Consider the following 14,319-nt stretch of genomic DNA (forward strand, 5'->3'; position numbering starts at 1 on the left):
AGATACCCCTGAGTTCGAGAATACCACCGTTGAAGGCGAATATGGTTCTTTAACCTTGACTGAGGGTGAATGGACTTACACGGCCAATCAAAACAATATCCAATCGTTGGGTGAAGGGGAACAAGCCACTGATACCATTACCCTGACTGCAACCGACGGCACGACGCAAGATATTACGATTACGATCACAGGCACTAACGATGCTGCCATTATTACGGGCGAGACCGCAGCGAGCATCACTGAAGATACTGGTGCGCAAACAGCCTCTGGCACCATCACTATTACCGATGTTGATACCGGTGACACGCCCACCATTCCAAATGGCACCTTGGCGGGTGAATACGGGTCACTGACCTTGGTTGATGGCGCTTGGACTTATACCGCTGACAGCGCGTCGATCCAATCGCTGGCTGACGGTGATACCGCGACCGATACCATCACGGTCACTGCATCAGACGGCACCACCCAAGACATCGTCATTACCATCACGGGTACTGACGATGCCGCTGTCGTCACAGGCGACACGGCTGGCAGCACCACTGACCAAGGCACCACAGTGTCGGGCTCTATCAGCATCAGTGATGTGGATAACGGTGAAAACCCTACCATCGATAACATCACCATCGAAGGGGAATACGGTAGCCTCACACTGACTGACGGCGAGTGGACGTACTCGGTTAACGCCGAAAGCGCACAAACCCTGCCAGACGGGGAATCGGCAAACGACACCTTCACCCTCACGGCATCTGATGGCTCAACCCATCAAATCACCGTGACCGTTGAAGGCACCGACGATGCCGCGGTTGTCACAGGCGACTTGAGCGCGTCTGTTGCTGAAGGCGGCGATGCATCTGTCTCCGGCTCAATCAACATCAGCGACCCAGATGCGGCAGTACAACCGACCCTTGAAAACGGCACGATTGAAGGCGAATACGGTAGCCTGACACTGACTGACGGTGAGTGGACCTACACGGTCAACTCAGACAATGCACAGTCTTTAGGTGACGGGGATTCCGCAACCGACACCATTACAGTGACGGCCTCTGACGGCTCTGAGCACCAAATATCGGTTACGGTCACGGGCAGTGATGATGCTGCTGTGGTGAGTGGCGTGACCTCTGGCGGCATTGATTTAGGCGCAGACACGCCACAAACCAGTGTCTCTGGCACGCTCTCTATCACTGATGTCGATGACGGCGACACACCAAACTTCGACAATGTCTCTCTCGACGGCGATTACGGTACCTTCACACTCACTGACGGTAACTGGACCTACACGGTCGATCCGTCTAAAGCCGATGCACTGAATGACAATCAAACCGAGCAAGAAACCTTCACACTGACGGCATCCGATGGCACGGTGCAACAAATCACGGTGGATGTGACAGGCGCAGATGATGCGGCAGTTATCACCGGTGATAGTACCGCTAGCATCACTGAAGATACGGGTGCGCAAACAGCCTCTGGCACCATCACCATTACCGATGCGGACACCGGTGACACCCCAACGATTCCAAATGACACCTTGGCGGGTGAATACGGCTTGTTGACCTTAGTTGATGGCGCATGGACCTACACCGTCAATAGCGAAGCTGTTCAATCTCTCGGGCAAGGCGAAACGACTACAGATACCATTACGGTGACCGCCTCTGATGGCACAACACAAGACATCGTTGTGTCCCTAACTGGCACCGACGATGCTGCTCAAATTTCGGGCACAACGACAGGCACTGTTGCTGAAGGTGACATCGGCGATGTTTCAACCGCAACGGGCGAACTGAGCATTGTCGACCCTGATGGCGAACCTGTTAACTTCCCTGATGCGAATGTCAGCGGTGAATACGGCAGCTTAACCCTCGTAGATGGTGCTTGGACGTATACACTCGATCAAGACGCCACCCAATCGCTCAATCAAGATCAAGAAGTAACAGAGACCATTACCGTCACAGCGTCTGATGGGACAACACAAGACATCACGATCACCGTAACAGGCACAGATGATGGCGCCGAGGTTTCTGGTCAAGCCACTGGGAGTGTTGATGCTGAGATATCGAGAGAAATCGGAGACAACTTGCTTGTTAATGGCGATTTCGAATCATACGGCAACGATCAAAGCCAAAGTTGGAACATAGTCGCTGACGACGATGTGCCTGGGTGGTACACGCCAGGTGCAGAAAATATGGAGCTGCAACAAGGGTTTTTCGGAGGCGGAGACAACACAAACTCATCAGTAGAGTTAGACGCATACAATAACATTACGATTCAGCAAGATGTCAGCGTTGGTCAGTTAACCAATGAAGGTGATATCACCCTAAACCTGAGTTTCGATTACGGTAGCCGAGCCGAAAACTCAAGTGATTTTGAAGTACAGGTGCTCGATCAAGATGGAAACGTGCTTTTCACGCATTACGTGGATAACAACCTTCAGGTAAGTGAAATTGGCAATCTCGATTTTGATATTGCAGTACCCGAAGGCACGCAAGGCCTGACTTTAGCGATTTCAGGTGAAGGTGCATCAGACAGTATTGGGGCGATCATCGATAATGTTGGTCTGGGCCTCGTCACTGAAACAATAGATTCAGCGACAGGCACAATACATATTACTGATACCGACAGCGGTGATACCCCTGCATTTGACAACACCACGATTGCCGGTGAATACGGTTCGCTGACCCTTACAAACGGTGAATGGACCTACACCGTTGACCCTGAGAAGTCACAATCTATCGGGGGTAATGAGGTCGCAACTGACACTATTACGTTGACGGCAACCGATGGTACGACCCAAGACATCGTCATTTCAGTCACCGGTACGGATGATGTGTCTGAAATAACGGGAACCCTTTCTGGCGAGGTCACTGAAGGTGATATCGGAGATGTTGCAACCGCAACGGGCGAACTAAACATTGTCGATCCTGATGGCGACCCGGTTAATTTCCCTGACGGAACGGTAGGCGGAGAGTATGGTAGCTTAACCTTGGTAGATGGCGCGTGGACCTACACACTCGATCAAGACGCTGCCCAATCGCTTAATCAAGACCAAGAAGTGACGGATACTATCACTGTCACAGCGTCAGATGGTTCGACACAAGACATTACGATCACCGTCACCGGCACAAACGATGCCGCTGAAGTATCAGGAACGTTTACCGCAAGCGTAGATACCGATGGCTTTACCCTAAATACGTCTGAGAGTGGAAACATCCAATCAGGACAGGTAACCACGGGTGATAGCAATAGTGCTTGGAATACAACCAGTACCACCATCGATGGTGTCCCGTATGTGATTTCAACGTCGTTCGGCTATGACGGCACCACTATCATCTCTCGCGTAGAGGATGATGGTTCTTTGACCGAAACAGACCGTATTTTCTACGACAGTTCCGCAGGTACCGTAACGTCGACGTCAGGCGGTGATATCACAGATGTGATTGAAAATGAAGGCGTTTCTGTCGGCGCGATGGGGAACGGCCTGACACAATCTAATGTGTCTAACATTGATGGCCAAGATACGTTATTCCTTACATCACAGAACAGCGGCTCTCTCTCCGCTTGGGAAATCTCTAGCGACGGTACCTTGTCACTGAACGGTGGCCTCACCTTCGGTAACTCACAGACGGGCATTGTCCGTGAAAACGTCACCTTTGAAGCGGATGATGGCACAGAGTATGTCTTCGTCGCACGCCCTCAAGGGGACTCGGTCGACACGCTTACCTATAACCCTGAAACGGGCGAATTCGCTGAAACAGGCAATTCGATTGCGGCAGGTGATTTGGTGTCAGGGGTCGATATTATTGCCGTTGATGGTCAGTCCTTCCTCGCATCCAGCAGTGATGATGGCATCAATATCTATTCCGTTGACAGTGCCTCAGGAAACTTGACGCTCGTAGACAGCCAGCCTCTTGATCTCAGCAATGGAAATTCCGTTAACTTCTATCAAACAAGTGATGGCACGACATACGCGATTGCATCAAGCGATGGCAGCGACAACGCCTCTATATTTGAAGTCGGTGCGAATGGTTCAATGACACTGACTGACACCGTCTCTGGTGGTGGTGCGTATATGTCATCTGCCGGATACGTAGATGGCGAACCTGTCTTTGTCATGCCAAACGCAACGGAAGGGGTTGATCTCTATACCATCAATGACTCGGGCGACTTGGTGCTTCAAACCACGGTCACCGGCATAGAGAATGACAAGACACCACCGGTTATTGTTCAAACATCCGATGGCAGTTACTACCTTGTCGATGGCGATGGTCAATCAACAACGGTCAAACTCGACTTTGGCAACGACTCAGACATTACGGTGTCTGGCACACTCGGTATTTCCGATGCAGACAGCGATGATTCACCGTCCTTTGAAAACACCACTGTCGAAGGAGAATACGGAACACTTACCCTCACAGAGGGTGTATGGACTTACACAGTAGATGAAGCGAAATCACAATCTATTGGGGAAGATCAGGTCGAAACCGACACCATCACACTGACGGCGACTGATGGTACAACCCAAGACATCGTTATCTCAGTCACAGGCTCAAACGATGCCTCTGAAATCACGGGCGATACCACAGGTAGTATCACTGAAGATGTGGGCGCACAAAGCGTCTCTGGCTCACTCAACATTGTTGACCCAGACACCATCGAAACGCCAACCTTCACAAACGAAACCATCGCCGGTGAATACGGCTCACTGACCATGGTTGATGGCGAGTGGACCTACACCGTCGACTCTGACGCCGTTCAGTCTCTCACGGAAGGTGAAGCCGCCACTGACACCATCACAGTGACAGCGTCTGACGGCACCTCACAAGACATTGAAATCAGTCTAACGGGCACTGACGACGCTGCCGTTGTCACGGGTGACACATCAGCATCAGTCACCGCCAACAGTTCACAAAACATCACAATCGGCAATGCGTTTGTCATGGATCAAAATGTCGATTATGAAAGTGGCTCTTTCGTCACATGGAGTTTCCCACCGGAACTCAACTTCAGTGATAGCGGTGTCACCGTTCAAATTGTTGATAATGATGGCCAACTCAACAGTGACGACAGCAAAAATGAGACGAGCGAAGACAAAACGCAGTCCATCATTTTGGACGGCGAGGATTACAGCGTAAACGTAGATTACTCTCTTTCTTATGAAGACGGAGTAGGTAACACCTACACCTTTGCAGTGGTCGATGTCGACATGAACGGTGATGGCAGCAATGCTGTTAGCGGCACAGAAAGCGGAAAAGTGTTGATTCAACTGGATGGGCCTGAAATCACACCAGACACATCATTGAGTCTCGTTCCGGGATCATACCAAAACATCAACAGCCTTGATTATGCTGACATTGAGGAGGCAGCAACGGTTTCTGGTACACTGGACATCACGGATACGGACGCAGCAGAGGCACCAGTCTTTGAGAACACAACCATTGAAGGCGAGTATGGCTCCCTGACATTGGTTGATGGTGAATGGACGTATACCGTTGATACGGAGAAAGCACAGTCTCTAGGAGAAGATCAAGCAGCCACAGATACCATTATGCTCACCGCAACGGATGGCACCACGCAAAACATTGACATCACAGTATCTGGTGTTGATGAAGCCTCAGAAGTCAGCGGGGATATGACAGGCTCAATCTCTAACGTCGAACCAACATTCGTCGACACATCTGTCAGTCGTGGTAGTGATGGCACATGGGATGCGAGCGGCAGTGACAACATGACGCTCGATTTCAGTAACATCACCAGTAATGCCGGATATCACAATAGTTTTGGGTACTATGTCCTTGATGCTGGAGGCAATGTTTTACGTGCTGAAATAATTTTTGATGATGCTCATGACGTCAACAATGCCAGTGCAGATTTCAATACGGAAGGCGGAGAGAAAGTCGGTCTATTTCTTATTCCTAACGGTGATGCGAAAGGCTTTGACGCTGGCGAAGTCACACTAAGCTTCGGCAGCAACGGCGTTACGGCCTATCAAGGTTCAGCATCAGCAACCACCTTGGTCTCAGAATCATCGAAAAATGGCAACGGCTTCGATTACGAATCCAATTCCGGCAATAATTCGTCTTGGGAAGACCTCGTCGGGGGAGGAGATCGCGACTTCAATGATGTGGTCTTTACGGTCAATGCAAGTCAAGACGTCGCCCAAGATATTACCACGAGCGGTTCAATTACCATTTCTGATGTTGATGAAGGCCAAACGCCGACCTTGCCGAATACGACCGTTGAAGGTGAGTACGGATCATTGACCTTGGTCGATGGGGAGTGGACATACACATTGGATCCTGAACTTGCTGTAGCAGCGGGTGAGGAATCCATTGATACCATCGTTATCTCCGCTTCTGACGGTAGCCAACATGAAATCGTGATTTCGATTGCGGGCACAGATGACGCACCAGTGGTCAGCGGCGTGTTTACAGGCGTCGTTAACGAGGGAGACCTCGGTGACACCGTCTCTATCAGTGGTTCCATATCGATCACAGACGTTGATTCAGACGACACACCAGAGTTCCAAGACACCACAGTAACGGGACAGTATGGTTCATTGGACTTAGTCGATGGCGTCTGGACTTACACTGTTGATAACGAGAAAACCCAAGAACTCGATACGGGTACCTCGGTGAAAGACACCATCACACTCACAGCGTCAGATGGCACCACGCAAAACATCGAAGTCACGGTACAAGGGACGGATGATGCACCGTTCGTGGTGGGCACAAACAGTGCTGCCATTGTGGCACCTGAACCTGTTTCCAATGACTTCATTGAGGTTAACAATGGTTTCATCCTGAACGAGGGTTATTCGTTTAGTGGCGGTGACATGCAGTACTACGGTAATGAGCCCACACTCAACTTTAACCAATCGGGTCAGACGATACGTATCTATGACCAAGATGACACATTGGATGGTGATAATTATCGAAATGAATACGTACAAGACACCAGCCAAAAAGTCGAAATTGGTGGTGTCATGTATAACGCCACCTATGACTATCAACTCGACTACCAAGACAGTAGCGGCAACATCTATAGCTTCGCTGTTCTAGATGTCGATTTAGATGGCGATGGTTCGTTCCGATATGATTCGAATGAACAGGGTAAGATGATCATTCAGATCGACGGCCCTGAAATCACCCCTGGAATGTCGATGGATTACCTCCGCGACACACCTAATCAGGGGCGAACAATGTCCTATGACGATATTGCAGTGGACACAGCGGCTGCAGCAGCATCAGTAACAGGTCAACTATCACTGACGGATGTGGATGCTGGAGATTCGCCATACTTTGCTAACAACACAGTAGAAGGCAGCTACGGCTCACTAGAATTGGTGGACGGAAGCTGGACCTACACCCTCAACCCAGATTCAACCTCGCACCTTCAGCACAACGACGTTGTCACGGAAGTGATCACGCTAACCGCATCTGACGGTGTCACACAAACAGATGTGAACATCACCATTGGTGGTTCAGAAACGGCCTTGGCGGTAAATTCACATTCGATGACCAGTGAGAGCATGTCAGACGTCATTTCGTTAGACGACATCACTTTCACTGGCAGTGATAGTGACGACAAAATCGCTGGAAGCGATGCCCACGATGTGCTCCTCGCGCAAGCTGGAGACGATTTAATCTTGGGCAATGGGGGGAATGACATCCTGGACGGCGGTTTAGGCAATGACATTCTTGTGGGTGGTGAAGGTAATGACACCATGGCTGGCGGTGCGGGGGCAGATACGTTTGCTTTCTTACGCGGCGACCAAGGATCGGCGTCAGAACCTGCAACAGACCATATCACTGACTTCGACACACAAAATGATGCGCTTAATTTGTCAGACCTCGTTCAAACGGAAGCAACCGAGAGCATGGAAAGCTATCTTTCTTTGATGGACGACGGTGAAGGCAACGCGACACTCAGCATTTCTTCTCAAGGTGATGGCAACGTCGATCAAAAAGTGGTGTTCGACAACATGAGTGTTGAAAACATGGCAGATGCCTACAGCGTCGACATTGCAGGCATGACATCAGAACAAGTCAGCTCTTCTGTCATCGACGCCATGATCGCGCAATCTAAGGTGATCATCGACTAGCGTCTCTATTTACCATAAGTGTTGCTCCGAATAGCGCTCAACTAAGAAGCGCCTTGCGCTAACCTTGGCCAGTCAGCCCCCTGACTGGCTTTTTTCTTTATGTTGACGAAGGTTTACATTCTACCCCTGCCCCTTTCACACAACGCACGATATAATCCCACCTTATTTGCGGTCATCAGGCCGTCGACTCGACAACCTAGGCGAATGTTTTCAATGAAACTTAAACAACTTTTCGTGCCGCTTCTTGCTGTTTTTGCCCTATCTGCATGCAGCGATGACGCACCAACAAACCAAGCAGAAAAATACACCACGCTTGAAACGCCTGTGAAGGTTGCCGATCTTGCACCTGTAACCGAAGTGTTCAGCCTTTCTTGCGGCCATTGCCGTTCAATGGAAAGCGCCATTCCGGCGATTGAAGAAGCAGCCAGCGTCAAAATTGGTAAAGCACACGTTACCTTCAACGAAAGCGCCACCTTTGCTGCGTTGATTTACTACGCTGCCAGCACCCAAGAAGACGGCAACCCGCCAAAAGACTTGGTTGAAGCATTGTTTCAGTATGTTCAGGAACAACAAACCGACTCCGCTGAAGATAACAAACGCCTGTTGGGTGACGTGTTTAAACAATATGGCCTAACAAGCCCTTATGAATTGGACGAAGCGCAACAAGCCAAATTGTTTACTGCCATTGAACAAGCCGATGCGCTGACCGTGCAGTCTGGCATTAACTCGGTACCTACCTTCTTGGTGAAAGGCAAATATGTGGTAAATACCAGCGCACACGAAAGTGCAGAAGAGCTAGGTGCAACACTGAAAATGCTGCTGAATAAAGCGGATTAAACACGTTTCTATCTCCGTTCTTAAAGATCAGAGCTCTTAAAAATCAAAGCTCTAAAAGATCAGAGCTCTAAAAGATCAAAGCTCTTAACGATCAAAAACGGCGCAATCAGCGCCGTTTTCATTTCTACATGGTCTCTTTGGCGTCAACAGTATTACTGCGCTAATCGCGCAAAACCCGCGTCCAAATCGGCAATCAAATCTTCCACATCTTCGAGGCCAATATGAAGGCGAACCAACGTGCCCTCAAAATCGACAGGGCCCGCAGGCCGGATAGCATTCAACTCTTCAGGCTGATTAGCCAGAATCAGTGACTCATAACCTCCCCACGAATACGCCATGCTAAAATGGGTAAAATTATCGAGGAAGTTCGCCACTTTCTCAGCTGAAAGTTTGTCTTTCAGAATAAACGAGAACAGACCGCAGGCACCGGAAAAATCACGCACAAAATGTTCATGTCCGATAGAACCTTCCACGGCAGGGTGATTCACACGTGCAACTTCAGGACGTGCTTTCAACCACTCAGCAATCGCAACGCTGTTTTCATGATGCTGCTTTAAGCGCACACCCAAAGTGCGCAAACCGCGAGATGCCATGTACGCCGTATCCGCATCGACCATTTGACCCATGAGGTAAGAACGTTCGCGTAAGGTTTCCCATGTGCGCGCATTGGCAACCGCAGTGCCTATCATGGCATCCGAATGGCCAATGATGTATTTCGTGCCCGCTTGCACCGAAATATCAATGTCGTGGTCCAGTGCCTTAAACAACACACCGGCCGCCCACGTGTTGTCCATGATGATCACAGCATTTGGGTTCTTCGCGCGCACGGCGCGCACAATGGCGGGAATGTCTGGCACTTCCATGGTGATAGAGTTTGGAGACTCAAGAAACACCACGCTCGTCGATGGAGAAACCAGTTCACCGATACCTTCGCCAAGCATAGGATCGTAATAGGTGGTTGAAACACCAAGGCTCGCCAAAATGTCGTCACAAAAGGCCTGGGTCGGCTCGTAAGCACCGCCCGTCATCAATACGTTGTCGCCAGTTTTGACAAAAGAAAGTATGGTATTCGCAATGGCAGCGGCACCACATGGATACAATACACACCCAGCTCCACCTTCCAATTCCGTCATGGCATCTTGAAATGAAAAATGCGTTAGCGTGCCTCGACGTCCATAAAATAATTCGCCCTCACCACGTTTCGCTGTCGCCGCTTTTTTCTGTTCAACAGAGTCAAACACAATGGATGAAGCGCGTTGGATAACACTGTTAACACTGCCTTGGCAGTATCGCTTATCACGTCCCGCAGAGACCAATGTTGTATTAAGTTTTTCAGACGACATAGTTGTTCCTTATTCCCTAACCTTTGAACCGACTCTCAGAGCCGTTATTCCTCTTTCCATGATGGCAACAGAGTACCTCAGAAGCGCCCCGAATGCAGCGCGATATCGTCTTTCAATAGTCATCTTATGTGCATGATTCAACACTAAGTCGTGCTTTCTAACACCATGACCATAAGACATCTCCATTCACCATTTGCGTTGATGGTGAGAGCCAGCCTTCATCACCAGGACGGAAAACATCATAAATGAGACTGTGTACTATATTTATTGCATATCAATCTGGGAATGAGAGTTAGTTAATGAGATCAATCAGTAAAGGATGCCAGCAGACAGCGTTAACCCTCAACTGGGTGCCCTTTATTTTTGCCCTATTTTTCGGGCTCATCAGCCTTCCCGCTCATAGCACGATTAACAGCCAAGGTAAAAACGTCTTGGTGTTCGGCGTTGTGCCTCAACAATCATCTGCCAAGCTCATTCGAAATTGGGGACCGTTGCTCAAAGAAATCAGTGAGTACTCTGGGTTAACGCTTCGTTTCGCGACCGCGCCAAACATACCTGAATTCGAGAAACGTCTGGCAGAAGGCAAATATGACGTGGCTTACATGAACCCTTATCACTTTACGGTATTCAACGAGGCACCTGGCTATTCGGCACTGGTACACGCTAAAAACAAACGCATTAAAGGCATATTGGTGGTAAAGAAAGGAGAAAGCATTGAAAAGCTCACCGACCTAGATGGTAAAAATATTGCCTTTCCTGCCCCAGCTGCATTTGCGGCGACGTTACTTACACAAGCAGTACTGAACAACGAAGGCATATCCTTTACACCTCATTACGTCGGTTCTCATGATTCCTCTTACCTCGCGGTTGCCGACGGTTTGTTTGATGCGGGAGGCGGTATTGTCAGAACCCTTGGCGCAAGCTCAGACGAAACAAAAAATCAGTTGAATGTTCTTCATATCACCCAAGGCTTCACCCCGCATGCCATTGCAGCGCATCCTTCGTTAAATGAAGAAACAAGGCAGAAAATCGTTCAGGCCTTCTTTGAACTTAGTGAGACCAAAAAAGGTAAAGCCGCGCTCAAAACGCTCAACATGAAAGGGTTCGAGGCCGCAAAAGACAGCGATTGGGATGATGTAAGATCGCTAAATATTTCCGTCATTACCCCAAAGTAACACGACGATACGTATGTCGTTTCGCTTAAAAACCATCATAGGTATCGCCCTGATCGAACTGGTATTGCTCGCAATACTGGTTTTTTCAGGTTTGAATTGGTTACGGGGTTCAAACGAACAACAAATTGAATTAGATGGTGAGTTGCTTTCCAGCACATTTGCTATTGCTACTCGCGATGCCATCATATCGACTGATCTCGCTAATCTGAACGCATTCACGCAAGACGCCATCGCCAACAAAAACATTGTTTATATCAACGTAAAAAATGACGAAGGCAGACTCCTTGCCGGTGCATCATCCCTGCCAGACGATAAGCACACACCAAACTATGACCAACGCCCTTCTGAATCCGAGGATGACATTTACGATATCCGCACGAATGTTGTGATAGACGAATGGAAGGTGGGAGAAATTGAGTTCGGTTTGAATGTATCTTCCTTCAATGCACTGCTTTACAACGCTCAAAAATACGCAGTCGCGATTGCCGCACTCGAAATTGTGTTGGTAGCACTTTTCTCATTGGCCTTTGGTTCGCTTCTCACCAAGCAACTCTTGAAACTGCAAACTGGCGCAAAACGCATTTCAGAAAATGGGCCTGGCGATACTGTTCCAGTAAAAGGTAACGACGAAGTGGCGCAGGTAACACGTGCGTTCAATGACATGTCGATAGCACTTGACCACTCCTATACCGAGATTTCTCATGAGAAAAATCGCTACAAGGTGCTGGCAGACCAAAACATGATGCTGGCGGAAATTGTAGAGCAAAGTCATGAGGCCATTTTGGTCACCAATAAAGAAGGCAAAATTCAGCGTGTAAACCATGCATTTAGCAAAATATTTGGTTACAAAGAAGATGGCATTTTAAACAAAAGGATCATGCCATTACTCTTCAGGCAAAGCATGGATACCTCCCCCGCACATTGCATTTCAGACGCGATTGAGAACGCCAGCATTGCCATGGTAAAAGCGCAGTGTCTGAATCACGAAAACGTGGCATTTTGGACGGAAATTACGGTTTTCCCGATAAAGAACTATTCAGGTAACGTGGAAAGGCTCGCCTTTATCGTGCGAGACGTTACCGACAACCACGAGTTTGAAACCAAGCTCAAAGAGGCGGTAACCCGAGCAGAGTCCGCCACCAAAGCAAAATCCGAATTTCTCGCTAATATGAGCCATGAAATTCGAACACCGATGAACGGTATTATCGGCATGTCTGACATGCTACAAGAAACACCGCTTAACCGAGAACAACAGGGTTTCACCGATATCATCAACTCCTCTGCCAGAGATCTTCTCTACCTGCTCAACGACATCCTCGATTTTTCAAAACTAGAAGCACAGAAACTATCGCTCCAAGAAGAGTATTTCTGCTTGAGAAAAGTGGTTGAAGAAACCATGACCATGATTTCCATTGATGCGGCGAAGAAAGATCTCATGCTGGCCATTGATATAGACCCTGCGTTGAAAATGGAAGCTTATGGCGACGGATTTCGGTTAAGGCAAATACTCAACAACCTGCTCGTGAATGCTGTGAAATTTACCGAACACGGATACATTAAGCTCATCGTTACTGGCTCCGAAGACCTTGCCAAGAACCGCGTCGATTATACGTTTTGCATTGAAGACTCAGGCATTGGCATTCCAGAATCAAAAATCAACGACATTACCACCGCTTTCCAGCAGGTAGATGGGACAACATCTCGCAGGTATGAAGGCACAGGGCTCGGGCTTGCGATCACACAGCGCTTGTTAACGCTGTTCAACGGCACGCTGCACATCGAATCGAAAGAAAATCATGGTAGCCAATTCTGGTTTACCATCCGTCTTCCTTTGCTCGGCGAGAACCGCTCCACCAAATTTGCCCTTGATGGTAAAAATATCGCCATTATCAATGCAGACCCTTTGCACCGTGCCATTTTCAACCGATATTTCGCACATTGGTGTGCCAACATCCAATACTTGAACAACCCAGAAAGTATATCCAAAGGGCAAACGCGTTATGACGTCGCCATCGTGTTGCTCTCAAACAATGTGAGTCTGCCGCCTTCCATTACCTGCCCGGTGATCGGTGTGACACCTCATATTGAAGACAGAACACCACATACTGATGATGCAGGCATTACTCTAATATCAAAACCTATTCGTATGCACGTGTTGCTGCGAGAAGTGCTGCACGCCTTAAACCAAAAACCGTTGCCGATGTTGGAGCCGTCATCAGACAGTTATCGACCGAAATTCCCTGATAAAATCAAGAAAATGTCCATCGTGGTGGTGGATGACATTTCTTACAACCGTGAAGTTATTCGGGTTTATCTCTCTGAGCTTGAACCCAATATTCAGTTTTTGTCTAATGCGCAGCAAGCCTTTGAGCAATACAAACATCGCCCCTTTGATATTCTGCTGACAGATGTTTCCATGCCAGATCGCGACGGCTATGAACTCACCCAACAATTACGACGTTATGAACATGAGCATCAGATTCCACCAGCCAGCATTGTCGGCCTTTCCGCTCACGCTGGCCGCCAAGATTTCAATCGTGCGATAGAAGCAGGCATGGACAGTTACCTCACCAAGCCCATTGTGAGAGAGGATCTGACCGAAGCGCTGATAAAAGCTTGCAGAGCACGACAAGCGCTTCTCGCTAATAACGCGCAGTCATAAAACACACAGCACTTTTATACCCAAACGACCTGAAGATGCAGGATTCAGCGAATTTAACTGACGTTGTGATCGCAGCGTCAGTCAACTCGCCCGAAGAGCAGCCATTAATTAGCTTATTTATTCCCTAAATTACAATCATATAGAACAAATATTTCTTGTAAAATTCACCTCAAATTGAACGCATTGATAGCCTCTGAATACGAGTAT

Annotated in this window: 5 protein-coding genes; 4 read left to right on the forward strand and 1 reads right to left on the reverse strand. The window is 48.6% G+C overall.

The annotated features are described in order from the left end of the window. Both BM082_RS21055 and BM082_RS21060 read left to right on the forward strand, forming a co-directional pair. On the forward strand, nt 1-8,095 hold an 8,095-nt coding region (locus BM082_RS21055), incomplete at its 5' end, for a VCBS domain-containing protein (RefSeq protein ID WP_074928506.1). Nucleotides 8,096-8,308: 213 nt separating this feature from the next. Then, the gene (locus BM082_RS21060; RefSeq protein ID WP_017015199.1) at nt 8,309-8,932 is read left to right on the forward strand and encodes a thiol:disulfide interchange protein DsbA/DsbL; all 624 of its coding nucleotides are present in this window, start codon (nt 8,309-8,311) and stop codon (nt 8,930-8,932) included. Between the two features lie 152 nt (nt 8,933-9,084). On the opposite strand, the gene metC is transcribed toward BM082_RS21060, so the two are convergent. Next, nucleotides 9,085-10,275: a cystathionine beta-lyase gene (gene metC, locus BM082_RS21065; RefSeq protein WP_017015198.1), complete on the reverse strand. Its 1,191-nt coding sequence runs from the start codon at nt 10,273-10,275 to the stop codon at nt 9,085-9,087. A gap of 299 nt (nt 10,276-10,574) precedes the next feature. Between metC and BM082_RS21070 the strand changes: the two genes are divergently transcribed. Both BM082_RS21070 and BM082_RS21075 read left to right on the forward strand, forming a co-directional pair. Beyond that, nucleotides 10,575-11,450 carry a phosphate/phosphite/phosphonate ABC transporter substrate-binding protein gene (locus tag BM082_RS21070; protein ID WP_017015197.1) on the forward strand — a complete coding sequence of 292 codons (876 nt, stop codon included), beginning with the start codon at nt 10,575-10,577 and terminating at the stop codon, nt 11,448-11,450. 13 nt (nt 11,451-11,463) lie between these two features. Continuing rightward, entirely contained in the window at nt 11,464-14,112 is a 2,649-nt protein-coding gene (locus tag BM082_RS21075) for a hybrid sensor histidine kinase/response regulator (protein ID WP_074928508.1), read from the forward strand. Nucleotides 14,113-14,319 lie beyond the last annotated feature (207 nt).

Origin of the sequence: Enterovibrio norvegicus DSM 15893, from assembly GCF_900115495.1 — a bacterium.
Taxonomy (GTDB): Bacteria; Pseudomonadota; Gammaproteobacteria; order Enterobacterales; family Vibrionaceae; genus Enterovibrio; species Enterovibrio norvegicus.

Coding starts and splice junctions, on each gene's coding strand:
- BM082_RS21060 (WP_017015199.1), top strand. CDS start 8,309: ATGAAACTTAAACAACTTTTCGTGCCGCTTCTTGCTGTTTTTGCCCTA.
- metC (WP_017015198.1), bottom strand. CDS start 10,275: ATGTCGTCTGAAAAACTTAATACAACATTGGTCTCTGCGGGACGTGAT.
- BM082_RS21070 (WP_017015197.1), top strand. CDS start 10,575: ATGAGATCAATCAGTAAAGGATGCCAGCAGACAGCGTTAACCCTCAAC.
- BM082_RS21075 (WP_074928508.1), top strand. CDS start 11,464: ATGTCGTTTCGCTTAAAAACCATCATAGGTATCGCCCTGATCGAACTG.